At 73.1% G+C, this 24,651-nt stretch carries 28 protein-coding genes; 11 read left to right on the forward strand and 17 right to left on the reverse strand.

The window, feature by feature from the left end; genetic code table 11:
- Positions 1-258 precede the first annotated feature (258 nt).
- Together EI169_RS12965 and EI169_RS12970 are read right to left on the reverse strand one after the other, a co-directional pair.
- Positions 259-582, reverse strand: a complete 324-nt coding sequence (locus EI169_RS12965; protein ID WP_125132709.1) for an ATP-dependent DNA ligase — start codon at positions 580-582, stop codon at positions 259-261.
- A gap of 259 nt (positions 583-841) precedes the next feature.
- On the reverse strand, positions 842-1,774 hold the full coding sequence (locus EI169_RS12970) for an AraC family transcriptional regulator (RefSeq protein WP_125133477.1): 933 nt from the start codon (positions 1,772-1,774) through the stop codon (positions 842-844).
- A gap of 132 nt (positions 1,775-1,906) precedes the next feature.
- On the opposite strand from EI169_RS12970, the gene EI169_RS12975 reads away from it, so the two are divergent.
- The 3 genes from EI169_RS12975 to EI169_RS12985 all read left to right on the forward strand — a co-directional run bounded on the left by EI169_RS12975 (position 1,907) and on the right by EI169_RS12985 (position 4,797).
- Positions 1,907-2,092 (forward strand): hypothetical protein, encoded by a 186-nt coding sequence (locus tag EI169_RS12975; protein ID WP_125132710.1) that lies wholly within the window; start codon positions 1,907-1,909, stop codon positions 2,090-2,092.
- Positions 2,093-2,158: 66 nt separating this feature from the next.
- Positions 2,159-3,196, forward strand: coding sequence for an LLM class flavin-dependent oxidoreductase (locus EI169_RS12980; protein WP_125133478.1), 1,038 nt, complete (start codon positions 2,159-2,161; stop codon positions 3,194-3,196).
- Between the two features lie 386 nt (positions 3,197-3,582).
- Entirely contained in the window at positions 3,583-4,797 is a 1,215-nt protein-coding gene (locus EI169_RS12985) for an HNH endonuclease signature motif containing protein (RefSeq protein WP_164515500.1), read from the forward strand.
- 9 nt (positions 4,798-4,806) lie between these two features.
- Here EI169_RS12985 and EI169_RS12990 read toward each other — a convergent pair whose 3' ends face one another.
- The 4 genes from EI169_RS12990 to EI169_RS13005 all read right to left on the reverse strand — a co-directional run bounded on the left by EI169_RS12990 (position 4,807) and on the right by EI169_RS13005 (position 7,505).
- A complete protein-coding gene (locus EI169_RS12990) occupies positions 4,807-5,526 on the reverse strand; it encodes an SDR family NAD(P)-dependent oxidoreductase (protein WP_125132712.1) in 720 nt (239 codons plus the stop codon).
- On the reverse strand, positions 5,523-6,038 hold the full coding sequence (locus tag EI169_RS12995; RefSeq protein ID WP_125132713.1) for a bifunctional nuclease family protein: 516 nt from the start codon (positions 6,036-6,038) through the stop codon (positions 5,523-5,525). Before EI169_RS12995 ends, EI169_RS12990 begins: the two co-directional genes overlap by 4 nt.
- Before the next feature lie 87 nt (positions 6,039-6,125).
- Positions 6,126-7,196, reverse strand: coding sequence for a phosphogluconate dehydrogenase (NAD(+)-dependent, decarboxylating) (gnd, locus tag EI169_RS13000; protein ID WP_125132714.1), 1,071 nt, complete (start codon positions 7,194-7,196; stop codon positions 6,126-6,128).
- A 93-nt stretch (positions 7,197-7,289) separates the two neighbouring features.
- Positions 7,290-7,505 carry a hypothetical protein gene (locus tag EI169_RS13005; protein WP_125132715.1) on the reverse strand — a complete coding sequence of 72 codons (216 nt, stop codon included), beginning with the start codon at positions 7,503-7,505 and terminating at the stop codon, positions 7,290-7,292.
- 53 nt (positions 7,506-7,558) lie between these two features.
- Here EI169_RS13005 and EI169_RS13010 point away from each other — a divergent pair, with 53 nt between their 5' ends.
- On the forward strand, positions 7,559-7,837 hold the full coding sequence (locus tag EI169_RS13010) for a DUF6412 domain-containing protein (RefSeq protein ID WP_125132716.1): 279 nt from the start codon (positions 7,559-7,561) through the stop codon (positions 7,835-7,837).
- A 93-nt stretch (positions 7,838-7,930) separates the two neighbouring features.
- Positions 7,931-8,692, forward strand: coding sequence for a membrane protein insertase YidC (yidC, locus tag EI169_RS13015; RefSeq protein WP_125132717.1), 762 nt, complete (start codon positions 7,931-7,933; stop codon positions 8,690-8,692).
- Here yidC and EI169_RS13020 read toward each other — a convergent pair.
- The 4 genes from EI169_RS13020 to EI169_RS13040 all read right to left on the reverse strand — a co-directional run bounded on the left by EI169_RS13020 (position 8,670) and on the right by EI169_RS13040 (position 12,861).
- Complete coding sequence (locus EI169_RS13020) at positions 8,670-11,174, reverse strand: DEAD/DEAH box helicase (RefSeq protein ID WP_125132718.1); 2,505 nt, start codon at positions 11,172-11,174, stop codon at positions 8,670-8,672. The genes yidC and EI169_RS13020 overlap by 23 nt on opposite strands.
- A gap of 18 nt (positions 11,175-11,192) precedes the next feature.
- Complete coding sequence (locus EI169_RS13025; protein WP_164515501.1) at positions 11,193-11,978, reverse strand: hypothetical protein; 786 nt, start codon at positions 11,976-11,978, stop codon at positions 11,193-11,195.
- 35 nt (positions 11,979-12,013) lie between these two features.
- Positions 12,014-12,262, reverse strand: a complete 249-nt coding sequence (locus tag EI169_RS13035; RefSeq protein WP_240640454.1) for a hypothetical protein — start codon at positions 12,260-12,262, stop codon at positions 12,014-12,016.
- Between the two features lie 101 nt (positions 12,263-12,363).
- Positions 12,364-12,861, reverse strand: a complete 498-nt coding sequence (locus EI169_RS13040) for a MarR family transcriptional regulator (RefSeq protein WP_125132721.1) — start codon at positions 12,859-12,861, stop codon at positions 12,364-12,366.
- Between the two features lie 80 nt (positions 12,862-12,941).
- Between EI169_RS13040 and EI169_RS13045 the strand changes: the two genes are divergently transcribed.
- Positions 12,942-13,223 (forward strand): metal-sensitive transcriptional regulator, encoded by a 282-nt coding sequence (locus tag EI169_RS13045; RefSeq protein ID WP_125132722.1) that lies wholly within the window; start codon positions 12,942-12,944, stop codon positions 13,221-13,223.
- An 11-nt stretch (positions 13,224-13,234) separates the two neighbouring features.
- A complete protein-coding gene (locus tag EI169_RS13050) occupies positions 13,235-13,561 on the forward strand; it encodes a heavy-metal-associated domain-containing protein (protein WP_125132723.1) in 327 nt (108 codons plus the stop codon).
- On the opposite strand, the gene EI169_RS13055 is transcribed toward EI169_RS13050, so the two are convergent.
- From EI169_RS13055 to moaA, 3 genes are all read right to left on the reverse strand, one after another.
- The gene (locus EI169_RS13055) at positions 13,537-13,782 is read right to left on the reverse strand and encodes a hypothetical protein (protein ID WP_125132724.1); all 246 of its coding nucleotides are present in this window, start codon (positions 13,780-13,782) and stop codon (positions 13,537-13,539) included. The two genes, EI169_RS13050 and EI169_RS13055, sit on opposite strands and share 25 nt — an antisense overlap.
- An 85-nt stretch (positions 13,783-13,867) precedes the next feature.
- Positions 13,868-14,413: a helix-turn-helix transcriptional regulator gene (locus tag EI169_RS13060; protein ID WP_125132725.1), complete on the reverse strand. Its 546-nt coding sequence runs from the start codon at positions 14,411-14,413 to the stop codon at positions 13,868-13,870.
- A 47-nt stretch (positions 14,414-14,460) separates the two neighbouring features.
- A complete protein-coding gene (gene moaA / locus EI169_RS13065) occupies positions 14,461-15,528 on the reverse strand; it encodes a GTP 3',8-cyclase MoaA (protein WP_125132726.1) in 1,068 nt (355 codons plus the stop codon).
- 159 nt (positions 15,529-15,687) lie between these two features.
- Here moaA and EI169_RS13070 point away from each other — a divergent pair, with 159 nt between their 5' ends.
- Genes EI169_RS13070 through cydC form a run of 4 tightly spaced genes read left to right on the forward strand, consistent with a single transcriptional unit; the run spans position 15,688 to position 21,460 of the window.
- The gene (locus tag EI169_RS13070; RefSeq protein ID WP_125132727.1) at positions 15,688-17,109 is read left to right on the forward strand and encodes a cytochrome ubiquinol oxidase subunit I; all 1,422 of its coding nucleotides are present in this window, start codon (positions 15,688-15,690) and stop codon (positions 17,107-17,109) included.
- Between the two features lie 9 nt (positions 17,110-17,118).
- Entirely contained in the window at positions 17,119-18,132 is a 1,014-nt protein-coding gene (cydB, locus tag EI169_RS13075) for a cytochrome d ubiquinol oxidase subunit II (RefSeq protein WP_125132728.1), read from the forward strand.
- Positions 18,132-19,769: a thiol reductant ABC exporter subunit CydD gene (cydD, locus tag EI169_RS13080; protein WP_125132729.1), complete on the forward strand. Its 1,638-nt coding sequence runs from the start codon at positions 18,132-18,134 to the stop codon at positions 19,767-19,769. The genes cydB and cydD overlap by 1 nt, the downstream gene beginning before the upstream one ends.
- On the forward strand, positions 19,766-21,460 hold the full coding sequence (gene cydC / locus EI169_RS13085) for a thiol reductant ABC exporter subunit CydC (protein ID WP_125132730.1): 1,695 nt from the start codon (positions 19,766-19,768) through the stop codon (positions 21,458-21,460). The genes cydD and cydC overlap by 4 nt, the downstream gene beginning before the upstream one ends.
- Here cydC and EI169_RS13090 read toward each other — a convergent pair.
- Genes EI169_RS13090 through modA form a run of 4 tightly spaced genes read right to left on the reverse strand, consistent with a single transcriptional unit; the run spans position 21,441 to position 24,650 of the window.
- Entirely contained in the window at positions 21,441-22,049 is a 609-nt protein-coding gene (locus EI169_RS13090) for a GNAT family N-acetyltransferase (protein WP_205783806.1), read from the reverse strand. The two genes, cydC and EI169_RS13090, sit on opposite strands and share 20 nt — an antisense overlap.
- Complete coding sequence (locus EI169_RS13095; protein WP_240640455.1) at positions 22,046-23,110, reverse strand: ABC transporter ATP-binding protein; 1,065 nt, start codon at positions 23,108-23,110, stop codon at positions 22,046-22,048. The genes EI169_RS13090 and EI169_RS13095 overlap by 4 nt, the downstream gene beginning before the upstream one ends.
- Positions 23,107-23,898, reverse strand: coding sequence for a molybdate ABC transporter permease subunit (gene modB / locus EI169_RS13100; protein ID WP_125132733.1), 792 nt, complete (start codon positions 23,896-23,898; stop codon positions 23,107-23,109). Before modB ends, EI169_RS13095 begins: the two co-directional genes overlap by 4 nt.
- Positions 23,895-24,650 carry a molybdate ABC transporter substrate-binding protein gene (gene modA, locus EI169_RS13105; RefSeq protein ID WP_125132734.1) on the reverse strand — a complete coding sequence of 252 codons (756 nt, stop codon included), beginning with the start codon at positions 24,648-24,650 and terminating at the stop codon, positions 23,895-23,897. Before modA ends, modB begins: the two co-directional genes overlap by 4 nt.
- Position 24,651 lies beyond the last annotated feature (1 nt).

A 24,651-nucleotide genomic window follows, 5' to 3' on the forward strand; every position in this document is an offset into this window, starting at 1 on the left:
AGGAACTCGCCGGATCCCGGCACCGTCGCGCCGTGCGCGCTCTGCCGCTGGTCGTCGGCGTACCCGGCGACGGCCTGCCCGGCGAGCGCGAGGAGAAGAGCGCGCCGAACAGCAGGCTGAGCCCGCGGTCACGGATTCGGGAGCACGCCTCGATCCCGTGCCGTGCCGCCGGAGCTGCCCGGGTCGGGCCGCACGGGGAGATTGCACGCACGGAGCGCGCGCGGCGACGGGCTCGACACCCGCCTCGAGCGGGCCTGCTCAGCCGTACTCAGGGACCGCGGCCGAGGACTGCGGCTCGGGGACGAGGTAGAGCCCGGTCGGCGAGTTCGCCGTGAACATGAGCGCGTCGAGCCACTCGCGATTGAGCGAGGGCGACCGGCCGCCGTGGAACTTGCAGACGAACGAGGCCCCCGGATGGATCCAGACGGACGTGCGACCGCCGCCGAGGCTGAGGTCGTCTTTCCAGGTGAAGTAGAAGGGCTCGCCGCGCTTGAGCTTGTTTCCGATGACGACCTGGATGTGCGCCAGGATCCGGTCATCGAAGTCGACGCGGACGTGGTCTTCGTACAAGAACTTTCCCATGACACCTCCGGAAAGCTCGGGGGGAGTTCCCCTCCAGCCTGCGCCCGCGTCGCCGCCGCCGCATCCATACGGATCGGTGCACGCAACCGTGCGCCCCCGGGCGCAACTCAGGCGATGGTGCGCGTAGACGCGCCTGCGCCGCGGCGCCTGCTCGCGGATTCGCGTGTTCGCCTGCACGAGGAGCGGCATGTCGTCTTCGCGCCACGGCCGAAAGGTCACGACGGTCATGCGGCCAGCATTCCGGCGGCCGGCGACATCGCTAGATCTCGCGCGCCGTCTGCACCGGCGTGCGGCCGTACCGCACCCGGTAGTGCGCCGCGAAGCGCGAGGGGCTTCCGAAGCCCCACCGGCGTGCGACATCGCGGACGACCGCGGCATCCACCCGCCGCAGCTCCTCATGCGCACCGACCAGACGCAGGTCGCGGAGATACTCGGTGGGCGACACGCCCAGAGCCCGCCGGAACGCGTACTGCAGGCCGCGCGTGGAGATCCGCGCGGCCTGGGCGACGTCGTCCACCGTGATCGGCTCGGCCGCATGATCCTGCATGTAGGCGACGGCACGCCGTACGGTGGCCGGCGCGGCACGCCGCTGCGCCGAGCGCTCGGCCGCCTCCTGGAACGAGGTGGGAAACGCGGTGAGCGTGGCCATCAGCGCGTGGCGCTCGAGCTCGGCCTCGAGCAGCGGCAGTTCCACATCCGAGTCGGCGATGCTGACGAGGGAGTCCAGCACGTAGCGGTACGCGCGCTCCCACTGGCGTCCGGCCGACGCCGAGAGCGGCGATGCCTCGAGGACGCGCAGACCGAGGCGGTCGTCACCGGAGATCTGCCGGGCCGCGCGCTCGGCCGCTGCCGTGTCGAAGACGAGGGCCCGGACGCGGGCGCGCCCTTCCCACCGCGACTGGACGCCCGTCTCCGAGGCGAGCCACGGCAGCCCCGCGTCCAGATCGCCCTCCTCAGCACCCACCCACGCGTTGTCCGACACCATGCGGCACGCGATGAGCTGACCTTCCGGACGATTTCCCGCCTTGACCGACGCGGCCAGGTCGTAGTGCAGCACGCTCATGCCGGCGACCTGCAGGGAGGTCCAGTCGAACGCCACCGAAGCGCGCCCCGGCTCCAGCCGCGCCGACGGCACGAACCGGCTCCATGTCTCGGCCACGTCGGCGGCGCCGCGCGATCGAACCCGGAACATCTCGACCACGGATGGCTCTCCCTCAGCGCGTCGCGCCGCCCACCGACACGTTCAATCCGTCGAGTCGAACGGGAGGCGGGAGGCGGATCAAGGGGGTTGCCATTCGGTGCAGGTGTTTGGTAACCCGGCGGCATGTCTTCTGATGCTTCTGAGTCGTCCGCCGATCTGCGGCGCGACGCCGGCGACCCCAACCGCGACCGCGCCGACCTCGCCGACCTGCCACCCACGCAGGTGGATGACGACGTCGTGCAGGAGCACCTCGCCGAGGAAGAGGGCTCCGACGACACGGACCACGACGACCTCGACGCCGCGCGGTAGGCCCTATCCGGCACATCTCGCTGCATTCAGCGGAATACAGCTGGCGACCGCGGGGTTGTGCCCGATATGCAGCGTTTCGGGACACTCTCGTTCGGACACTACGGTCCGCTCGGCGCGGGCCGCGAACTCACCGCCGCCGACTCGATGAAGCAGGCGACCGAGCTCGCCGAGGGGCTCGACGAGATCGGCGTGAACGGCGTCGCCTTCCGCGTGCATCATTTCGCGCGTCAGCAGTCCGCGCCGCTTCCGCTCATGGCCGCGATCGCGGCACGCACCCGCCGGATCGAGATCGGCACGGGTGTCATCAACATGCGGTACGAGAACCCGCTCTACCTCGCGGAGGAGGCCGCCGCAGTCGATCTGCTGAGCAACGGGCGCCTCGCGCTCGGCGTGAGCCGCGGGTCACCCGAGACCGTCGTGCGGGGGTACGAAGCGTTCGGCTACACCGGGTCGACGGATCCGCGCGGCGCCGACATCGCTCGAGAGCACTTCGACCTGTTCCTCCGGGCCATCGACGGTGAGGGTCTCGCGGAGCGCGATCCGCACAGCCCGTTCGGCGGCGGACACGGTCTGCAGCGGATCGAGCCGCACTCGCCGGGCCTGCGCTCGCGGGTGTGGTGGGGCGCGGGCAACCGCGACAGTGCCGAATGGGCCGGTCGAGTGGGGGTCAACCTCATGTCCTCGACCCTGCTCACCTCCGCCGACGGTCGCCCCTTCGATGTGCTCCAGGCCGAGCAGATCGAGGCGTTCCGCACGGCCTGGCGCGAGGCCGGCCACCCCGGCGAGCCGCGGGTCTCGGTGAGCCGCAGCATCATCCCGATCACGACCGCCGAGGAGGACCTCTACTTCGGCGGCCGGCAGGACGGCGACCAGATCGGTGTCATCGACGGCATCCGCTCGACCTTCGGCAAGACCTACGCCGCGACGCCCGACGTGCTCGTCGAGCAGCTCCTCGCCGATGAGGCCGTGCGCAGTGCAGACACCCTCATGATCACGATCCCGAGCCAGCTCGGTGCCGAGTTCAACCTCCGCATCATGAAGTCCTTCGCCGACTACGTCGCCCCCGCGCTCGGGTGGCAGAGCACGCTCACCCCGGCAGCCTGAGCGCGCGCGGGTCTGACGCGCACGGACGTCCGATCCTTGAGCTTGTCGAAGGGTGGTCCCTGAGCCTGTCGAAGGGTGGTCCCTGAGCCTGTCGAAGGGTGGTCCCTGAGCCTGTCGAAGGGTGCTCCCTGAGCCTGTCGAAGGGTGGTCCCTGAGCCCGTCGAAGGGTGGTCCCTGAGCCTGTCGAAGGGTGGTCCCTGAGCCTGTCGAAGGGCCAGCTCACGGGTCGGGCGATGTCGGAGGTTGGTGCGAGAGTAAGCGCATGGAAAGCTCCGCGAGTCTCGGTCATCGTGACGACGATGATGCGGCTCTCGCGTGCCTGATCGACGAGATCGTCGACATCCATGCGGCGATCGCATCGCTCGAAGCCGAGCTCGCCAACGCGCATGGCGGCCACCCAGCAGATCGCGAACCAGCGCACCGCATCTCAGCCCCTCCCCTCCCAGATGCGGGAGCTCGAGGAACGCTCGATCGCCGCGGAGATCGGCCTGGCGACCCGGGTGAACGACCGGGCGGTGCAGAACCGGATGCACGCCGCGCTCGAGCTCGTGCAGGACTACCCCGCCACCCACCAGGCGCTCGCCGAGGGGCGCATCAGCGTGCGCCACGCGACGGTCATCGTCGAGGAGGGTCGGGCCCTCGGCGACCCCGATACCCGTGCGCTGTACGAGCTGACGGTGCTGGAGCGGGCGCTGCGCGATACCGCGCCGCGGACGAGGGCGTTCGCCGAGCAGGTCGTGGAAGAGCTGCATTCCTGCTCGATCACGGAACGCCACCGGGACGCGGTGAAGACGCGGAAGGTGTGGCGGCAGCGCCTGGGCAACGGGATGTCCGAACTGGGCATCATCGGCTCCGACGTGCTGGTGGACGGAGCCTGGGACCGGCTCACCCAGCAGGCCAACGCGTCGAAGAAGACCCAGGTCACCGCACCCGAGGATGATGCCGATGCCGACCCGGACGCGATCTACGACGAACGCACCCTCGACCAGCTCCGCGCGGACATCGCCATCGACCTGCTCCTGACCGGCGGACCCACCATCGACCCCACCACCGGCACCATCACCGGCGCGAAGGGCGGGCTCGCCGCCATCCAGGCCCGCGCGTCGATCGTCATCCCCGCGCTGACCGCCGCCGGGCTCGCCGACCGCGGCGCGACCCTCGACGGCGCCATCCCGATCGACGCCGACACCGCCCGATGCCTGCTCGCGCAGGCGCCGTCGTGGGAGCGCATCTTCACCCACCCCATCCACGGACACGTCCTCGCCACCGACACCTACCGGCGACCCGCGAACCTCGACCGCTACCTCGCCGCGAGAGACGTGCACTGCCGGTTCCCCGGCTGCCGCAGGCCCGCGAGAGTGTGCGACCGCGACCACAACTTCGACTGGGCCCTCGGCGGCACCACCGACGCCTGCAACCTCGCCTGCCTCTGCAAACGCCACCACACGCTGAAAACCGAGAAACCCTGGAAACCCGTTCAACAGAGGGACGGCAGCATCCACTGGACCAGCCCCCTCGGACGCAGCAGCACCGACCCACCCGAGCGATACGTCATCTTCCGCGACGAACCCGACCCACCACCCGGCGACCCACCGTTCTGACCGGGCGGTTCAGCTCGCGCCCCGGCCGCCGTCGGCCTCCACGACTGTGCCGGTGATGAATGACGCCGCCGGCGAGGCCAGCCACGCGACTGCGGCCGCGATCTCCCCCGCCGTGCCCAGTCGTCCCAGAGGCACGGCTCGGCCGACCTGCCGCTTCGTCTCATCCGATTGCTGGGCCAATCCGCCGGAATCGATCGGCCCCGGCGCAACGGCGTTCACACGGATGCCACGCTCCGCGTAGTCCATCGCGGCCGACCTCGTAAGGCCGACCACGCCGTGCTTCGCCGCGGCGTACGCCGCCATGCCGCGCACGCCTCGCACGCCTGCCGTCGACGCGACGTTGACGATCGCGCCCCCCGCGTTCATCGCCGCGAGCTCGAAGCGCATCGCCGCGAGCACACCGCCGAGAGTCACGTGCAGCACCCGACCCGCCTCGGCGAGATCCATCTCGCCCAGCGGAACTGGGCGGTGGGAGATGCCGACGTTGTTGACGGCGACATCCAAGCCCCCGGATGCGGCGACCGCCACCGCCCGGCCGACCGACTCGTCGTCCGTCACATCCGTGACGACGGCGTCCGCGGTGATGTCCTGCGCGCGCAGATCCATCACGAGCGTGTCGAGCGCAGCGCCGTCGCGCGCGGCAACGACGACGTGAGCACCTGCCTGCCCGAGCGCCGCGGCGATGGCGTTGCCCAGGCGCCCGTTGGCGCCGAGCACCAGCGCATTCACTTCTCGAAGTCCTCCGGTTCGACGTCGTCGAGGAACCGCCGGAACTCCGACATGCGCTCGTCGTCGTTGGAGTCGGCGTCGGAGTCGTCCTCCTCGGCGACCATGTCGTCGGGCACGCCGGCCTCGGCGAGCACCGCCTCGGCCACCCAGATCGGGGCGTCCAAGCGAGAGGCCAGCGCGATCGCATCGGAGGGGCGCGCATCGATGACCCGCAAGCCGTGTGGCGTGAACAGCGTCACCTCGGCGAAGAACGTCCCGTCCTCGACCTTCGTCACCTCGACCCGCTCGACCGCGCCGTCCAGCGCCTCGACCAGCCGCACCATCAGGTCGTGTGCGAGCGGCCGCGGCGGCGTCACCCCCTCGACGGCGACGAGGATCGACGTGGCCTCCTGCGCGCCGATCCACACCGGCAGAACGGTGTGGGCGAAGACGCTCGGACCGACGGGCCGCAGCAGGATGACATGCTGCTGAGCGGCGTCGAGCGCGACGCCCGCGACACGCACCTGGACCATGGCGACTTCCTCCCCGAGCGGATGCGGCACAGCCTACGACCGCGACACGTCCGGCGACACGGGGGTCGACAGGCGGACGGAGATCTCTCAGCCGTGCTTCTGCCCGGAGCTGTCGGCCTTCGCGCCGCCCGCCTCCAGGACGTCGCCGGCCGGAAGCTCCTGGTGGCCGCCGAACTGCAGCCGCATGGCGGAAAGCACCTGGTTGGCGAAGTGGTCCTCGCCGCGCGAGGCGAAACGCTCGAACAGGGAAGCGGCGAGCACGGGCACGGGCACGCCCACATCCACCGCCGCCTTGACCGTCCAGCGACCCTCGCCCGAATCCGACACGCGACCCGCGAGCCCCTCGAGCGTCGGGTTGGCCTCGAGCGCGGCGGCCGTGAGATCGAGCAGCCACGACGAGATCACCGAGCCGCGGCGCCACAGCTCCGCGACCTTGGGCGTGTCGATGTCGAACTGATAGAACTCGGGCTCCTCGAGCGGGGCGACCTCGGCAGAGTGCGACGCGTCGCGCAGACCCGCGTCGGCATTGTGGAGGATGTTGAGACCCTCGGCGAGCGCGGCCATGATGCCGTACTCGATGCCGTTGTGCACCATCTTCACGAAGTGGCCGGCACCCGACGGACCGCAGTGCAGATAGCCACGCTCCTCGGGCGCGTAGTCGCCGTCGCGCCCCGGCGTGCGGGGCACATCGCCCGGGCCCGGCGCGATCGTCTTCAGGACGGGCTCGATCGTCTCGAACGCCTCGCGCGGACCGCCCACCATGAGGCAGTAGCCGCGCTCGAGCCCGAACACGCCGCCGCTCGTGCCCACGTCGACGTAGTGGATGCCGCGATCCTTCAGCGCAGCCGCGCGGCGCACGTCGTCGCGGTAGTTCGAGTTGCCGCCGTCGATGATGATGTCGCCCGGCTCGAGCACCGCAGCCACCTGCTCGACGACCTGCCCGGTGAGGCCGGCGGGGATCATCAGCCACACCGCGCGCGGAGCGGACATCTTGGCGACCAGATCCGAGAAGTCGGTGGCGCCGACGGCGCCCTCGCCTTCGAGCGTCGCGACCGCCTGCGGGTTGACGTCGTACACGAACGTCTCGTGCCCGTCGCGCATGAGACGACGCACGATGTTCGCGCCCATCCGTCCGAGACCCACCATCGCCAGCTGCATGCGTGCTCCTTCTGCGGTTCGTCCGGAGCCGGAGGGCTCCCCCGCGAGTCTAGATCCGCGACGGAGGGCGGCGGCGGGGGTTGCGGCCGCCCATCAGACGAGGAACCCCGCGATGCCGGCGATCAGCGAGATCACACCCAGCAGCAGGGCGATGCCGATCAGCACGGCGTGCACGATGAGGAACCGCGTCGGCCGGCCCGCGGCATCCCGCGCCCGCGCGTCCTTGGCGATGCGGCCGTAGAAGCGCGGCCAGACGACGATGTTGAAGACGGCGTTGCTGATCAGCAGGATCGCCAGGAAGGTCTGCACCGTCCGAGCCTAAGCGCGCTGGTACCGTGAGGACCCCGGGAGAGGAGCGCGCCATGATCGACGGCATCGTGGGTGTGCTGCATCTGCTCCTCGCCGTGGTCGGAGCGCTCACCGCCGCCGACGGCAGCGGCGTGGCGTGGGCGCTCGTCACGATGGCGGCGATGCTCGCGATCGCCGCTCTTCTGCACGCGGCCGGCTCCGGTGACGCCGTCGCGTCGGGCGCGCATCCGTGGCGCGCGATCGGCGCCTCCACCCCGCTCGCGCAGAGCGATCCGGATGCGGCGGGTCACTCCCGCCCGCGTGCTCCGGGGCCCGCGGCTCCGGCCGCGTAACCACCGCCGCCCGCCCGCCCCTCCCGGGCGCTGAGCGGCGTCCCGTCCGCGGCCGGTCGACCCTCCCTCGATCGCTTCCGCAGAACGGATCCCATGAACGTCTTCGACCTCCCTCCCCTGGCCGCGCTCCTCGACCTCGCCTTCCGGGGCCTCATGGCGCTGAGCGCCGCCCTCACGCCTCTGGCCGGGTCGGCGGCGGCTGCGCTCGCCGTCGTGCTCGTGACCCTGCTCGTGCGCATCCTGCTCATCCCGGTCGGCGTCTCGCAGGCGCGCGCCGAGCAGACCCGCGCGAGGCTCGCTCCGAAGCTGCGCGAGCTCCAGCGCCGCCACGGGCGGGACCGGGAGCGCCTGCAGCGCGAGACGATGCAGCTGTACCGCGACGAGAAGACCTCACCGTTCGCCGGGTGTCTGCCGCTGCTGGCGCAGGCGCCGGTCGTGGGGCTGGTGTACGCCGTGTTCCTGCATCCGATGATCGCCGGCCACGCCAACACGCTGCTCGGCGAGACGCTGCTCGGCGTGCCGCTGGGAGCGGGGTTGTGGTCGGGCGTGATCAGCGGGTCGCTCGATGCCGCGACCGCAGGCGTGATCGGCGTGCTCGTCGTTCTGATCGCGGCGCTCGGCGAGGCGACCCGACGCCTGTTCCGGCCCGCGCCCGTGCCCGAAGGCGCGCCCGCCATGCCGGCGGCGGCGCTCGGCGCGCTGCAGTTCGCCACGGCGGTCGTGGCGCTGTTCGTGCCGCTGGCCGCCGGTCTGTACCTCTTCACGACCTCGGCGTGGACACTCGGTCAGCGTCTCGTGCTGCGCCGGCTCATTCCGCCGGCCGCACCATCGCTCAGAGCCGCACGACCTCGATGACCCGGACGACCGCGGTGCCCGCCTCCTCGGATGCAGCGAGGTCGACGACGGCCCGGATGCGCCAGTCGTGGTCGCCGGCCGGATCGTCGATCGTCTGCTCGACCCGCCAGACGCCGGCGGCCGCGGCGTCGTCGTCGATCGACACGAGGGCCGCCGCGCGGGCGGGACCGCCGGTGAGGACCTCGTCGTGCTCGGCGTAGTACGCGTCCAGCGCGGCGGGCCAGTCCACATCGGGGTCGAGCTCCTCCAGCTCGTCGTCGCGTTGCAGGGCGGCGAGCTGCACGCGGCGGAACAGCTCGTTGCGCACGAGCACGGTGAACGCCCGGCGGTTCGCGAGCACCGACGGCGGCGCGGGCGGCACGACCGGCTCGTCCTCCGGCCCCGTCGGGGTGATCAGCGCCTCCCACTCGTCGACGAGGCTCGAGTCGACCTGGCGCACGACCTCGCCCAGCCACGCGATGAGATCGACGAGATCCGGCGTCTGCGCCTCCGTCGGCACCGTCTGGCGGACCGCCCGGTACGCGTCGCTCAGGTAGCGCAGCACGAGCCCTTCGCTCCGGGCGAGCTGGTACAGCGACACGAACTCGCCGAACGACAGCGCACGCTCGAACATGTCGCGCACGACTGACTTGGGCGACAGCTCGAAGTCGCGCACCCACGGCTGGCTCGTGGCGAACACCTCGAAGGCCTGCGTCAGCAGCTCCTCGAGCGGCTTCGGCCACGTGATCTCCTCCAGCGCCGCCATGCGCTCGTCGTAGTCCAGGCCGTCGGCCTTCATCGCCCCCACCGCCTCGCCGCGTGCCCGGAACTGCTGCTGCGCGAGGATCGCCCGCGGGTCGTCCAGCGTCGCCTCGATGACGCTCACGACATCGAGCGCGTAGTGGCCGGTGCCGGCACCACCCGCCGCATCCGACGGGTCCAGCAGCTCGATCGCGGCGAGCGCGAACGGCGACAGCGGCTGGTTCAGCGCGAAGTTGGGCTGCAGGTCGACGGTCAGGCGGATGCCGTCCTCCCCCGTCGTGACGATCCCCGCCTGCACGAGCGTGCGGAAGATCGCGAGGGCACGGCGGGCGAGCTCGTAGCGTCGCGCGCGCGGCTCGTGGTTGTCGAACACGAGCGAGCGTACGTCGCCGAGCACGTCGCCGCCGCGGGCGATGACGTTGATGAGCATGGCCGCCGTCAGCTGCATGTGCGGCACGAGCGGCTCGGGCTCGGCGGCGACCAGGCGCTCGAACGACCCCTCGCCCCAGTTGACGGCGCCCTGCGGCGCCTTCTTCCGCACGATCTTCTTGCGCTTCGCGGCGTCGTCGCCGGCCTTCGCCAGCGCGACGGCATTCTCGATCTCCCACTCCGGCGCCATCACGATGACGGTGCCCGACGTGTCGTACCCGGCGCGGCCGGCCCGCCCCGCGATCTGGTGGAACTCGCGCGCGCTCAGCTGCCGCATCCGCTGCCCGTCGAACTTCGCCAGGGCCGTCACGAGCACCGTCCGGATCGGCACGTTGATGCCGACGCCGAGCGTGTCGGTGCCGCAGATCACCCGCAGCAGCCCGCGTTGGGCGAGCGTCTCCACGAGCCGCCGGTAACGCGGCAGCATGCCGGCGTGGTGGACGCCGATGCCCGCGCGCACGAGCCGCGACAGGGTCTTCCCGAATCCCGTCGTGAACCGGAAGCCGCCGATCGCCGCGGCGATCTCGTCCCGCTGCGCGCGCGTCGTCAGCGCGACGCTCGAGAGGGCCTGCGCCCGCTCGAGCGCGGCCGCCTGCGAGAAATGCACGATGTAGACCGGCGTCTCACGCTCTTCGAGGAGGCGCTGCACGATGTCCTGCGCGGGCGTGCGCGCATAGGAGTAGTGCAGCGGCACCGGGCGCTCGACGCCCGTCACCCGCGCGGTCCCGCGCCCGGTGCGACGCGTCAGATCCTCGGCGATCGCGGTGACATCGCCCAGGGTGGCCGACATCAGGAGGAACTGCGCACGCGGGAGCTGCAGCAACGGCACCTGCCACGCCCACCCGCGCTCAGGGTCGCCGTAGTAATGGAACTCGTCCATGACCACCTGGTCGACGGCGGCGTCCGGGCCCTGCCGCAGCGCGAGGTTCGCGAGGATCTCCGCTGTGCAGCAGATGATCGGCGCATCCGGGTTCACCGACGAGTCGCCCGTGACCATACCGACGCGCTCCGCGCCGAAGATCTCCACGAGGGCGAAGAACTTCTCGCTCACGAGCGCCTTGATCGGGGCGGTGTAATACGTGCGGCCGCCCCGTGCGAGGGATGCCGCATGCGCGGCGACGGCCACGAGGGACTTCCCCGTGCCGGTCGGCGTCGACAGGATCACGTTCGCGCCCGACACCAGCTCGATGACCGCCTCGTCCTGCGCGGGGTACAGCCGCAGCCCCCGGTCCTCCGCCCAGGCGACGAACCCGGTGTAGACGGTGTCGTCGTCCGCGCCCACGGGCACGAGGTCCAGGAGCGAAGCGGGCACACTCCACCCTCTCACCCGTCAGGCGCCGGCCGCCTCCTGGCCGGTGGGAGACACCCCGGCGAACACGACGACGCGATCGCCCTCGAGGAGGAACTGCAACGCCGTGCCGTCGCTGAAGCGCTCGCGCAGCGCGGCCGGGGAACGGCTGCTCACGACGAACTGGACGGTGGCGGCGAAGGTGCCGGCACCGCATCCGGTGAAGATGGCATCGCCCTGATATCCGTTGTCGCCCGACGCGGCCTGTGACGACTCCACGACGACGAGGCATGGGCCCTGGCCGGGGCCGAACCAGTCGCCACCGGCGGTGAAGGGGCGCATGCCGTAGAAGTCGGCGAAGGCGGCTGAGTCCTCCGGCGCCGTTCCGAAGAAGGGCGGCCAGTCCGCCGCGGGGTCGACGGCGAGCACCGCCACCTGCTCGGCTCCGGCCGCGCGCGAGGCGACGCGCATGGATCCCCACGACACGGCCGCGCCCACGACGAGCGCCATCACGAGCGACACCGCCCACACGATCGCGAGGCGCCGACGCGACCGCCGGGGCCGGAGCGCCCGCCGCGTCGCCGGCGGGGCCTCGGGGTCGGTCGCCGGCGACGCGGATGCGGCGGGCGGCGCCGCCACCGCGACGGCCGGCGCGGGTGCGGGTTCGGCGACGGACGGCGCGGGTGCCGGTGCGGCGGCGTCGACGACGCGACGGGCGGCGTCCTCGAGCTGGGCGAGGCGCGCGAGGGCGACGGGGTCGTCGTGGATGTCGCCGTCGGGCGCGTAGGCGCGGCGGCGCAGTTCCCGCAGCTCCGCGTCGTGCCCCATCGCGACCTCCCCCGTCGCTTCGAGCCTAAAGCCGTTCACCACCCGTGGGCGTTGAACCAGTCTCGACGCCGGTCGGCGTCCTCGCGCGTGGCGTCGCCGCGCCACGTGTCGTGCGGCGCGAGCCGGCCGTCCTCGAGCGGCACGAAGGCCCAGCACACCGGGCACAGGGCGCGGCCGTCGGGGAAGCCGTCGGGGAGCGTCGCAGCGGGGGCGGCCGGCGTGCGGGCACCCGGGCAGCGCGGGTCGTCCGCATCCCGCTCGCTCCACATCAAGCCCGTGCCCACGCGGTGATGCAGGCCGGCGTGCCCGGCGGGGCGCGTGCAGATCTCCCCGTTCCGGCGGCTCAGGCACAGGCGACGAGCAGCTCCCGGCGCGAGGGGTCCGCTCACTCGGGCTCGACGAGGCGGCGGAGGATCCGGGCGAGCGCGGCCTGGTCGGCGGGGCTGAGGCGCCGCAGCTCCTCCGCCTCGCGCCGCACGAGCTCGGTCATGGCGGCGTCGACGCGGTCTGCTCCTTCGCTGGTCAGGCGGACGAGGATGCTCCGGCGGTCGTACTCGTTCGGGCGTCGCTCGATGAAGCCGCGCCCGTGCAGCTTCTCGAGGCGGTTGGTCATGGCGGCGGAGCCGATCATCGTCGCCTCGATGAGCTGCGCGGGGTTCATCTCGTGCGGCGCCTCGGCGCGTCGCAGCGCCGCGAGCACATCGAACTCCCATGCCGCCAGGCCCGCGCCGGCGAACGCGGCCGCGCGCAGCTTCGCGAGCCGCAGGGACGCGCGCCGCAGCCGCGACATGACATCCAGCGGCGTGAGGTCGACGTCGGGAAGCCGACTCGACCAGGCGTCGATGAGGAGGTCGACCTCGTCGTCGCGCTCTGTCGGGGCCATGAGGGAACCGTACCCGGTCGTGCACGCGGCGCGGCGACGGCGCGCGGCCGTCGCATACCCTCGGGGGGTATGATCGGGTCATGAACGGTGACGACGCGGACAAGGACGACCTGCTCAAGCGCCTTCGCCGCGCCGAAGGCCAGGTGCGCGGCATCGCGCGCATGGTCGAAGACGACACGTACTGCATCGACATCCTGACCCAGGTGTCGGCGGCGACGAAGGCGCTCGAGAACGTCGCGCTGTCGCTGCTGCGCGATCACCTCACCCACTGCGTCGCCGAGGCGACGGCACAGGGCGGTCCGGTTGCCGAGGAGAAGATCCGCGAGGCGAACGAGGCGATAGCGCGCCTCGTTCGCTCGTGAGAGGAGACATCATGACCGAGCAGCGACTGAACCTGGGACTCGTGCCCCCCGCCTCCGGATGCAGCGGCGACGCGTGTGCGTGCGGCACCGCGGCGACCGAGGCCCCCGCGGCCGTCGACGTCGTGGCGCGCGTGGATGTGACCGGCATGACGTGCGGCCACTGTGTGCGCGCCGTGACCGAGGAGGTCTCGGCACTGTACGGCGTGGCCGGTGTCGACGTCGACCTCGTGGCCGACGGCGTCTCGCACGTGACGGTGCGCGGCGACCGCCCGGTGGACGAGTCGGCCCTACGCGAGGCGATCGCCGAGGCGGGCTACGCGGTCGTCGCGCGCGCCTGACGCAGCGCCTCGACCGCGTCGGGGAAGGTCAGGGCCTGCCTGACCTCTTCGGCGCGGTCGTAGCGGTCGCCCGCGAGGGCGACGAAGACGTGCCCGACGACCTCGACATAGCCGGCGACCGTGCCCTCCCACGCGATCTCGTACAGGTCGAGGTCGATGCGCGTCCACGGCTGCGGTGCGGCGAGGGGGGTCGACACCACGTGGCGGGCTTCCATCACCATGGGCGACTCCTTCGGTACTCGTCACCCCACTGTGACGCCCCGCCGTCGTGGCCCGCGCGGGGCTTGACGGATGGGGCGCGCGGGGCTACCCCGTCGCCGAGCGCGCCGGCCGGCCGCGCTTGGGCCGCTCCGCGGCGAGGGCGAAGGCGCCGTCCGCGGCCAGCTCCGGCACGCTCTCGAGCCACGCGAGCTCCGCATCGAGGCGCGCGAGCTCGGCGGCGCGGACGATGCGGGCCGCCGCATCGTCCGGCGCGTGCGCGGCGAGCCGGTCGCGCCGCGCGCGCGCACCGCGCACCTCGGCGTCCACGAGGCGCGCGACGTCGACCCCGGGGAGGGTGGCGGCGAGCGCGACCTTGGCCGCGCGCTCGTCGCGGGAGGGCAGCGGGTCGGCGGCCGTGAACCACGTGCGCACCTCCGCGCGTCCGGCCGCCGTCAGCGCCCACCGCGTGTGTCCGCGGTCGTCGACGCCGCGCTTCTCGGCGAGGCCGTCGCGCTCGAGGCGGTCGAGGGTCGTGTAGATCTGCCCCACGTTCAGGGTCGTCCCGGTCCGGCGCGCGTATTCGGAGCGCAGCTGCGATCCGTAGCATTCGCCCTGATCCAGGAGCGCGAGCAGACCGAGCCGCACCGACATGGCGCTCCCTTCCGGACAGGAAATACCCTACCGAGTATAGGGCGCGGTCATCCGCCGATCGCGTTCATGCCGCGCGGCGGCTGCAGGAAGGAAGGGTCGTTGATCGCGTGCCCGGGGAGCTTTCCCCACACGCACGCGCGCAGCCGCTCCTCGATCGCCGTCGCCCGCGGGCCCGTGCCGGAGCGGAGCGCCGGAACGAGGTCGTACTCGGCGATCGAGAACAGGCAGTTGCGCAGCTGCCCGTCCGCCGTCAGGCGCAGCCGGTCGCACGCACCGCAGAACGGCGCCGTGACCGACGCGATGACCCCGACCCGGCGCGGGCCGCCGTCCAGCAGCCACGTCTCGGCGGGCGCACCGCCGCGTCCGGGCACGGGGGTGAGCTCCCACCGACGCGACAGGGCCGCCAGGATCTCCTCCCGGGGCACCATGGTCGCGCGATCCCACGTGTGGCCGGCGTCCAGCGGCATCTGCTCGATGAAGCGCATCTCGGCGCCGGCCTCGACGGCGAACGCGACGAGGTCGACGAGCTCGTCGTCGTTGACGTCCCGCAGGGCGACGGCGTTGAGCTTGAGGGGTCGCAGGCCCGATGCGGCGGCCGCCGCGATGCCCGCGAGCACGTCGTCGAGGCGGTCGCGGCGGGTGAGCGCGGCGAATCGGTCGCGCCGGATGGTGTCGATGCTGATGTTGAGGCGGCGGAGTCCTGCGGCCACGAGGTCGGGCAGCAGCTCCGGGAGGCGGATGCCGTTCGTCGTCATGGCGATCTCGACGGGGCCGTCGGGGCCGCGGAGCGCCGCGAGGCGCGCGACGATCTCCGCGATGTCGGTGCGCAGGAGGGGCTCGCCGCCGGTGAGGCGGAAGGTCGTGATGCCGAGCGATGCGGCGACCTCGGCGACCTCGACGATCTCGTCGACCGACAGGATGCTCGATCGGGCGAGCCACTCGTTGCCTTGCTCGGGCATGCAGTACGTGCACCGCAGCGAGCAGCGATCGGTGAGCGAGATCCGCAGATCGCGGTGCACGCGTCCGTGCGTGTCCACGAGCGGTCCGTCGACGGGCATTGCCGCGGCCGCGCGAGCGGGTGCCGCCGAGCGCAGCACGACCGGAACGGCGGTCATGCGCGGGCCTTCCCATCCATCCTCCGAGGCTACGGCCTCGCGACCGGCGGGGGCTCCGAACGGCGGTATTTCGATGCCGAGAGACCGGCCTCGCGGCCTCCGGGCGGCGGTGTTAGCGTGTGGTCAGACCACACGGATGGCCCCGCATCGGAGGCGAACATGGAGTTCCTCGACCCGCTCCTTCTGGCCCGGTGGCAGTTCGGTCTCACGACCCTCTACCACTACCTCTTCGTGCCCCTGACGCTCGGCATGTCCCTCGTCGTGGCGATCTTCCAGACCGTCTGGTACCGCACCGCGGACGTGAAGTGGCTGCACCTCACGCGCTTCTTCGGGAAGATCTTCCTCATCAACTTCGCGATGGGCGTGGTCACCGGCATCGTGCAGGAGTTCCAGTTCGGCATGAACTGGTCGGCGTACTCGCGCTTCGTCGGCGACGTGTTCGGCGCCCCGCTCGCGTTCGAGGGTCTCCTGGCGTTCTTCCTCGAGGCCACCTTCATCGGGCTGTGGATCTTCGGGTGGGATCGCCTGCCGCGCCTCGCCCACCTCGCGACGATCTGGATGGTCGTGATCGGCTCGACCCTGTCGGCCTACTTCATCCTCGCCGCGAACGCGTTCATGCAGAACCCCGTCGGCTTCCAGATGTCCGCCGACGGCACGCGCGCCGAGCTGGTGGACTTCTGGGCGCTGCTGACCAACCGGGTGGCCCTCGCGGCCTTCCCGCACACGATCACGTCGGCGTGGATGTTCGCGGCGGCCGTCGTCATCGCCGTCGCGGCGTGGCACCTGGCGCGCGGCCGCAACACCGAGACGATGCGCCCGGCGCTGCGCTTCGGCATGTGGTTCATGATCGTGTCGTTCGTGGGCGTCGCGCTCTCGGGCGATCAGCTCGGCCTGCAGATGGTCGCGACGCAGCCCATGAAGATGGCCGCGGCCGAGGCGATGTACAACACGTCGTGCGGTGCGGACGCGTCGTTCTCGCTCTTCTCCATCGGCACACCCGACGGCTCGCAGGAGATCTGGTCGCTGCGGGTGCCGTACCTGCTGTCGTTCCTCTCCACGCACAGCTTCGACGGCTGCGTCGAGGGCATCAACGATCTTCAGACCCTGTACACCCAGCAGTTCGGCCCCGGCGACTACACGCCGATCATCTGGGTCACCTACTGGGCGTTCCGCTGGATGATGGCGCTCGGCGGCGCCGCGGCGGCGCTCTCGGTCGCGGGTCTGTGGATCACACGCAAGAACTCGCGCATCGCGATGCGTCCGTGGATGTGGCGCGTGCTGGTGTGGTCGGCGCCGCTGCCGCTCCTCGGCAGCCTCGTGGGGTGGGTCTTCACGGAGATGGGCCGCCAGCCGTGGATGGTCTTCGGCCTCATGCTCACCGCGGACGGCGTCTCGCCGAGCGTCCCGGCGTGGAACGTGCTGCTCTCCCTCGTCGCCTTCACCGCGATCTACGCGACCCTCGCGATCGTCGAGGTGGGCCTGCTCATCCGCTACGCGCAGAAGGGTCCCGATCCCCTCCCCGACCCGGATGCGGCGGCGGAGCCCGACTCCGTCGAGAACACCCCGACGACCGTCTACTAGGAGCCGATCATGGATCTCGCATATCTCTGGTTCTGGATCGTCGGAGCGCTGTTCATCGGGTACTTCGTGCTCGACGGGTTCGACTTCGGCGTCGGCATGTCGCTGCCCTTCCTCGGCCGCGACGACATCTCGCGACGGCAGATCATCAACACCATCGGTCCCGTGTGGGACCTCAACGAGACGTGGGTGATCGTCGCGGGGGCGTGCCTGTTCGCCGCGTTCCCGGAGTGGTACGCGACGCTCTTCAGCGGCTTCTACCTGCCGCTGCTGCTGATTCTGCTCGCCCTCATCGCGCGAGGGGTGTCCTTCGAGTACCGGCACCAGCGCGACTCCGCGCAGTGGAAGCGCCGCATCGACGCCATGATCGTCGTCGGCTCCGCGGTGCCGGCCTTCCTGTGGGGCGTCGCGTTCGCCAACGTCGTCCAGGGCGTGCCGCTGGACGCCGGGCACGAGTTCACCGGCACGCTCCTGACCCTGCTCAACCCCTACGCGCTCCTGGGCGGCGCGACGACGCTCCTGCTGTTCTTCGTGCACGGCGTCACCTTCGTCGCGCTGAAGACCGACGGCCCGGTGCACACGGCCGCCCGTCGCCTCGCGACACGCGCGGGCGTCGTCACGATCGCCGTCGCCGCGCTGTTCGTCGCGTGGACGGTGCTCGCGCACTTCACCCTGCCCGTCCTCGCCCTCGGCGCGGCCGCGGCGGTGCTCCTCATCGCGTCGGTCGCCGCGAACGCGCGCGACCGCGAGGGATGGGCGTTCGGGTTCGGAGCGTTCACGATCCTCGCCGCCGTCCTCATGCTGTGGTTCGCGCTCTTCCCGAACGTGATGCCCTCGACGGGCGACCCGGCCGGCACGCTCACGATCGAGAACGCGTCGAGCACCGACTACACCCTCACGATCATGAGCTGGGCAGCGGTGGTCTTCCTGCCGCTCGTGCTGGCGTACCAGGGCTGGACCTACTGGGTGTTCCGCAAGCGCGTCACGCGCGCCCGCATCGAGAAGGCCGCGGCGCTCGCGCACTGATGAGACCCGTCGACCCCCGCCTGCTCCGCTACGCGCGCGCGTCGCGCGGCTTCCTCGCCGCGACGACGGCGATCGCGCTCGCGCAGGCCGGGGTCGTCGTCGGCATCGCGTGGGGGCTCACGACGGCCCTCGTGGGGGCGATCGGCGGCGCACCCGTCGCGTCGCTCGCCCGGCCGCTGCTCGTGGCGGCGGCGCTCGTGCTCGTGCGCGCCGTGCTCGCGGTGGCCGCCGAATACGCCGCCGCGCGGGGCGGCGCCGCCGCAGCGCGCGAGCTGCGCGACGCCCTCGTCGGCGCGGTCCGCCGCCGCGGGCCGGCGTGGCTGTCCGCGCGGAACGCGGCCGCCCTGTCGGTCACGGCCGGGCACGGTCTCGACGCCCTCGAGGGGTACTTCTCGCGCTACCTGCCGCAGTTGGTCGCCACGGTCGTGCTCACCCCGATCCTCCTCGGCGCGATCGCCCTCGCCGATCCGCTGTCGGCGCTCATCGTCGTCCTGACACTGCCCCTCATCCCCGTCTTCATGGTGCTCATCGGCCTGGCCACGCGCGCCGTGCAGAAGCGGCAGTACGACACGCTGACGGGCCTGGCCGCGCGCTTCGCCGACACCGTCGAGGGGCTCGGCACCCTGAAGGCCTACGGCCGCGACCGCCGCGCCGCCGACGGCATCGGCGCCGTCACGCGCCGCTACGCGCGCGAGACGATGGCGGTGCTGCGCGTGTCGTTCCTCTCGGGCTTCGCCCTGGAGTTCCTCGCGGCGATCTCGGTCGCGATCGTCGCCGTCACGATCGGCTTCCGCCTCCTCGCGGGCGAGATGGAGCTGCTGCCGGGCCTGTTCGTCCTGCTGCTCGCACCCGACACGTTCCTGCCGCTGCGGCAGGTGGGTGTGCAGTTCCACGCCGCCGCCGAAGGGGTCGCGGCGACGGAGGACGTCTTCGCGGTACTCGACGCCGACCGCGCCGACGCGCTCGCCGTGCCGGATGCGGCGGTCGCGGCACCGCGCGGCACCACGCTCACCGCATCGGCTCTGCGCGTGCGACGGGGCGCGCAGACACTTCCGCCCGTCGATCTCGTCGTGCGCCCGGGGCGGGTGACGTGGCTGCGCGGCCCGAGCGGCGCGGGCAAGTCGAGCGTCGTCGCCGCTCTCCTCGGCTTCGCCGTCGTCGCCGACGGCGCGATCCGCGTCGACGGCCGCGCCGTGCCCGACATTCGGGCGTCGGCCGCGTGGGCGGGGCAGACGCCGGGGCTCGTCGCCGGCACGGTCGCCGAGAACGTCGCTCTGGGCGCGGCGGAGCCCGACGCCGCTCTGGTGGCGCGGTGCCTCGCGGATGCGGCGGCCGACGAGCTCGACCCCGAGCTCGCGCTGGGGCCGCGCGGCACGGGGCTCTCGGGCGGTCAGGCGCAGCGCGTCGCGGTCGCCCGGGCGCTCTACCGGCTGCGCGAGCGCGCGCTGCCCTTCCTCGTGCTGGACGAACCGACCAGCGCGCTGGACCCCGGTACCGAGGACACGCTGTGGCGCCGCATCCGGCGCGCCGCCGACGACGGCGCCGGCGTGCTGCTCGTCTCGCACCGCGAGAGCGCCGCCGCGATCGCCGACGACGTCGTCAGCCTCGCGGCACAGCCCGTGGGGGGTGCCGCGTGAACCCGCGCACCCGGGCGGTCCTTCGTGCAGCCCAGCCGGGCGCGCGCACCTTCGCGCCGGCGGTCCTGGCCGGGGTCGGCACGGCCGGCAGCGCCATCGCGCTCCTCGCGGCGAGCGCGTGGCTCATCGCGCGGGCCGCCGAGCAGCCGGCTCTGCTGTACCTGTCCGCGGCGGTCGTCGCCGTCCGCGCCTTCGCGCTCGGCCGCGGCGTGTTCCGCTACCTCGAACGCCTCGCGGGGCACCGCGCGGCGCTCGCGCGGCTCGCCGACGTGCGCTCGGATCTCGTGCGCACGCTCGTCCCGCTCGCGCCCGACGGGCTCGGCGGTGCGCGCCGGGGCGACCTCCTGGCCCGGCTCGTCGACGACGTCGACGACCTGCAGCATCTGCCGCTGCGCGTCGTGCAGCCGCTCGCGGTCGCCGTGCTCGCCGCCGCCGGCAGCGTCGTCTTCGCGGCGCTCGTGTCGCCGGCCGCGGCCGCCGTGCTGGCGGCGTGCCTCGTGGCGGCGTTCGCGTGCGCGGTGGGGGTTGGCTGGGCGCTCGGGGCGCGCGCCGAGCGCGGCATCGCGCCGCTGCGCGCGCGGCTGGCCGACGCCGTTTCGGACCTCATGACGAATCTCGACGTGCTCACCGCCTTCGATGCGGCGGATGCGGCGCAGCAGCGCGTGCGCGAGGCCGATGCGCACCTGCGACGCGCGGTGGTGCGTCGCGGCGTCGCGCAGGGCGCGACATCGGCCGTCGTGACCCTCGCCGCCGGCACCGCATCGCTGCTCACCCTCGTGGCGGCCGCGCCGGCCGTGGCCGACGGCACGCTGTCAGGTCCGGCCCTGGCCGTGGTCGTGCTGCTGCCGCTCGCGGTGTTCGAGGTGTTCGGCCCCGTGCCGCTCGCGCTCGCGTCGTGGCGTCAGGTGCGCGCCGCCGCCGAGCGCATCGCCGAGACCGTGCCCGCGACGGCGCCCTCCGGCGTGCCGGCGCACGAGCCGACGGCGCGCGGCATCACGCCCGCGCTCCGCGCCGGCATCGCACTCCGCGGCCTCGGTGCGCGGTGGCCGGGCGGCGAGGACGGCGCTGCCGACACCGGCGCGCTCCGCGACCTCGACCTGGAGATCGCGCCGGGCGAACGGGTGCTCGTGACCGGCCCGAGCGGGGCCGGCAAGACCACGCTCGCCCACGCGCTGGTGCGCTTCCTCGACTACACCGGCTCGTACACGATCGGCGGCGTCGAGGCCCGCGACCTCGCCGGCGACGACATCCGCCTCCTTGTCGGCCTGTGCGAGCAGCAGCCCTACCTGTTCGACGAGACCGTGCGCCAGAACCTGCTCTTCGCGCGCGACACGGCCACGGATGCCGACCTCTGGCGCGTGCTCGAGCGCGTCGGCCTCGCGGCGTGGGTGCGGCAGCGCGGCGGGCTCGACACCCCCGTCGGCGATCGTGGCGCGCTCGTCTCCGGGGGGCAGGCGCAGCGTCTCTCGCTCGCGCGGGCGCTCCTGCGCGACTTCCCCGTGCTCGTCCTCGACGAGCCGACGGCCGGCGTCGACCCCGCCGCATCCGACGCACTGCTGCGCGATCTGCTCAGCGCGTCGGGCTCCGGGCGCACCGTCGTGCTCATCTCGCACGTCGCGGTGCCCGACGGCCTCGTCGACCGCGTCGTGCGCCTGCGCGAGGGGCGACAGGTCAGTCCGGCGGCCGAGTGAGATCGATCGCGAAGGCCCGCACGTCGGGCGGGCCCGGCAGGGGCGTGAAGCCGAGCCGCGTGTAGAACGCCGCGGCACCGGCGTTCTCGGCCGAGGCCACGAGGTGCAGGCCCGTCACGCCGCGTGCCCGCAGCGTGTCGAGCAGCCGGGCGACGAGCGCGCGCCCCCACCCCTGCCCCTGCGCCGCGGGGAGCAGGTCGATGTGCAGGTGCGCGGGGTACTGACGCGCGTACTGCTCGAGCCCGGGCCCGCGCGCGTCGGCGTAGGCGAGGAGGCGCCCCTGCCGCGGACCGGCCGTGACCCGCGCCCGCTCGGCGCGGACCGTCGGCCACCACTCGTCGCGGAACCACTCCTCGAACGCGTCGGTGTCGTCGGTCGCCACGACGTAGCCGATGACCCCGCCGTCGTCCCCCGCCACGACGAAGGCGAGATCGGGATGCCGCGTGACGTAGGGGAGGGCGAACACGAGAGCCCACAGCCCGTCGTCCTCGAGCAGGCCCGTCGCATCCGCGCCGGCGTCGGCGGTGCGCAGGCACACCGCCGCGACGCCGTCCTCGTCGCCGGGGCGGAAGGGGCGGAGGGCGATCACGACACGAGCGTAGCGACGAACCGCACGCACTCCGGCGGCACCGTCAGGCTCACCCCGTCCCCCGGGTGCAGGCCCGCGGCCGACGCGGCCTCGAGGTCGACGGCGCATCCGCCCGCCCACACACGCACGCCGGCGGGCGTCGGCTCGAGGCGCGAGACGGTCGTGCGCCACGCGCCGTCGGCTCCGCCGACGCGCACGTCGGCGGGGCGGAACACCGCCGCGATCCCGGCGCCCTCGGGCACGGCGAGCGCGCGCGAGGCCGGATCGGCGCTCGCGAGCGTCAGCCCGGCAGCGTCGCCGATGCCGTGGAAGAGTCCGCCGGCGGCTCGGCCGAGGAGGCGGTTCAGGCCCGCGATCGCCGCCACGAACGCGGTGGCGGGTGCGGCGAACACCTCGCGCACGGCGCCCTGCTGCGTGATGGCGCCGGCTTCGAGGACGACCAGCCGGTCGGCGAGCGCCGCGGCATCGACGGCGTCGTGAGTCACTGCGATCGTGGTCGTGCCGGCCAGCTGCTCGCGCAGCATCGTGCGGATGCCCGCGGCCGTGGCGGGATCGAGCGCGACGAGCGGCTCGTCGAGCAGCACCGCGCGCGGCGCGGCGGCGAGCGCCCGGGCGACGGCGACGCGCTGCTGCTCGCCGCCGGAGAGCTCGCGCGGGCGGCGGGCGGACGTGCCCGGGAGGCCGACGCGCTCGAGCCATTCGGCCGCCAGCGCACGGGCCTGCGCGCGCGACGCGCCCGATGCGCGTGGGCCGAACGCGACGTTCTCGCCCGCGCTCAGGTGCGGGAACAGCCGTGCATCCTGACCGAGCAGCACGACGCCCCGCCGCATGGCCGGCACATGCCGGCGGACGCCGTCGCCGGCGCGCTCGACCACGCGGTCGCCGATCGCGATCTCGCCGCGGTCGATCGGGACGAAGCCGGCGATCGCTCCGACGAGCGTCGACTTCCCCGCACCGCTGGGCCCCATGACAGCGACCGTCTCCCCCGGCGCCGCATGGATCGCGACGTCGACGGCGAAGTGGGCGCGCTGGACGGCGACGTGCGCGCGGACGCCGCTCACGCGGCCGCCCCCGGCCGCCATCCGCGCACGAGGAGAAGCACGGCCACGGCGGTGACGAGGAGGAGCAGCGACAGTGCGACGGCGGTTCCCTGCGTCACGCCGGCGCCGTTGAACGCGGTGTAGATCGCCAGCGGCATCGTGCGCGTCGTGCCCGGCGCATTCCCCGCGAACAGCGCGGTCGCCCCGAACTCGCCGATCGCCCGCGCGAAGCACAGCACGACGCCCGCGACGATGCCGGGGGCGGCCAGCGGCAGCGTGATGCGGCGCAGGATCGTGCCGCGACCGGCGCCGAGGGCGGCCGCCGAGCGCTCGTGGTCGACGCCCGCCGCCCGGACGGCTCCCTCGACGGCGAGCACGAGGAAGGGGAGCGCGACGAAGCTCTGCGCGACGACCACGGCCGCCGTCGTGAACGGCAGCCCCGAGGCGCCCAGCCATCCGGTGCGTCCGAACAGGTAGAGCAGGGCGACGCCGCCCACCATCGGGGGCAGCACGAGCGGCACCGTGACGACCGCCCGCAGGAAGGCGGCTGTCCGCGGCCCCGACCGGGCGATCACGAGGGCGAGCGGCACGCCCAGCACGATGCACACGCCGGTCGCCGCGATCCCCGTCCGCAGCGACAGCGCGAGCGCGCCGAGGGCCGCGGGCGAGGTGACATCGGCGACGAAGGTCGCCCACGACACCCGCGCGACGAGAGCGACGAGCGGCACGACGAGGAACGCCACCGCGAGGACGGCCGGGATCGCGAGCCATCGGGGCGCGTAGCCCGCCCGCCGCCGGTGCGCGCTCACGGCGCGCCGAAACCCGCGGCGTCCAGCACCGTCCGCCCGACGTCGGAGCGGACGAACGCGACGAACGCCGCCGCTGCGGCGGGGTTGGCCGCCTCCCGGAGGGCGGCGATCGGGTAGCGGTTGACGACGTCGGCGGCACCGGCCGGCACGATCGCCTCGACATCGGCGTTCGCCTTCGTGTCGGTCGCGTACACCAGGCCCGCGTCCGCCTCGCCGGCCGCCACCTTCGCGAGCACGGCGGTGACGTTCTGCTCCTCGCTGACCGGGGTCACCTTGACGCCCGCGGCCGACAGCAGGCGCTGGGACGCCGCGCCGCACGGCACCTGCGGCGCGCACAGCACGACGCGGCGGCCGGGCAGGTCGGCGAGCGACCGGATGCCGGCGGGGTCTGCCGCGGGGACGGCGATCACGAGCGTGTTGGTGGCGAAGACGACGGGATCCTCCACGGCGTCGGCGACCTCGGTCATCGTCGCCTCGTCCGCCGACGCGAAGACGTCCGCCGGCGCGCCCGCGGCGATCTGCGTCGCAAGGGTTGCCGAGCCGTCGTACACCGGCACGACCTCGGCCCCCGGGTGCGCAGCCTCGAACTCCTCCGCGATCGAGTCGAACGCCCGCTGAAGCGACGCCGCGGCGTACACCCGCAGCGTGCCGGAGATGCCGTCCGACGCAGCGGGCGTCGGTGCCGCCGACGTGCAGCCGGCCAGGGCCAGCGCGGCGGCGAGCAGGCCGCCCAGGATCCGGGCCCGCCGCATG

This window comes from Microbacterium sp. 10M-3C3 (assembly GCF_003931875.1).
Taxonomy (GTDB): domain Bacteria; phylum Actinomycetota; class Actinomycetes; order Actinomycetales; family Microbacteriaceae; genus Microbacterium.

Coding starts and splice junctions, on each gene's coding strand:
- EI169_RS12965 (WP_125132709.1), bottom strand. CDS start 582: ATGGGAAAGTTCTTGTACGAAGACCACGTCCGCGTCGACTTCGATGAC.
- EI169_RS12970 (WP_125133477.1), bottom strand. CDS start 1,774: ATGTTCCGGGTTCGATCGCGCGGCGCCGCCGACGTGGCCGAGACATGG.
- EI169_RS12975 (WP_125132710.1), top strand. CDS start 1,907: ATGTCTTCTGATGCTTCTGAGTCGTCCGCCGATCTGCGGCGCGACGCC.
- EI169_RS12980 (WP_125133478.1), top strand. CDS start 2,159: ATGCAGCGTTTCGGGACACTCTCGTTCGGACACTACGGTCCGCTCGGC.
- EI169_RS12985 (WP_164515500.1), top strand. CDS start 3,583: ATGGCGGCCACCCAGCAGATCGCGAACCAGCGCACCGCATCTCAGCCC.
- EI169_RS12995 (WP_125132713.1), bottom strand. CDS start 6,038: ATGGTCCAGGTGCGTGTCGCGGGCGTCGCGCTCGACGCCGCTCAGCAG.
- gnd (WP_125132714.1), bottom strand. CDS start 7,196: ATGCAGCTGGCGATGGTGGGTCTCGGACGGATGGGCGCGAACATCGTG.
- EI169_RS13010 (WP_125132716.1), top strand. CDS start 7,559: ATGATCGACGGCATCGTGGGTGTGCTGCATCTGCTCCTCGCCGTGGTC.
- yidC (WP_125132717.1), top strand. CDS start 7,931: ATGAACGTCTTCGACCTCCCTCCCCTGGCCGCGCTCCTCGACCTCGCC.
- EI169_RS13025 (WP_164515501.1), bottom strand. CDS start 11,978: ATGGGGCACGACGCGGAGCTGCGGGAACTGCGCCGCCGCGCCTACGCG.
- EI169_RS13040 (WP_125132721.1), bottom strand. CDS start 12,861: ATGGCCCCGACAGAGCGCGACGACGAGGTCGACCTCCTCATCGACGCC.
- EI169_RS13045 (WP_125132722.1), top strand. CDS start 12,942: ATGAACGGTGACGACGCGGACAAGGACGACCTGCTCAAGCGCCTTCGC.
- EI169_RS13050 (WP_125132723.1), top strand. CDS start 13,235: ATGACCGAGCAGCGACTGAACCTGGGACTCGTGCCCCCCGCCTCCGGA.
- EI169_RS13055 (WP_125132724.1), bottom strand. CDS start 13,782: ATGGTGATGGAAGCCCGCCACGTGGTGTCGACCCCCCTCGCCGCACCG.
- EI169_RS13060 (WP_125132725.1), bottom strand. CDS start 14,413: ATGTCGGTGCGGCTCGGTCTGCTCGCGCTCCTGGATCAGGGCGAATGC.
- moaA (WP_125132726.1), bottom strand. CDS start 15,528: ATGACCGCCGTTCCGGTCGTGCTGCGCTCGGCGGCACCCGCTCGCGCG.
- EI169_RS13070 (WP_125132727.1), top strand. CDS start 15,688: ATGGAGTTCCTCGACCCGCTCCTTCTGGCCCGGTGGCAGTTCGGTCTC.
- cydB (WP_125132728.1), top strand. CDS start 17,119: ATGGATCTCGCATATCTCTGGTTCTGGATCGTCGGAGCGCTGTTCATC.
- cydD (WP_125132729.1), top strand. CDS start 18,132: ATGAGACCCGTCGACCCCCGCCTGCTCCGCTACGCGCGCGCGTCGCGC.
- modA (WP_125132734.1), bottom strand. CDS start 24,650: ATGCGGCGGGCCCGGATCCTGGGCGGCCTGCTCGCCGCCGCGCTGGCC.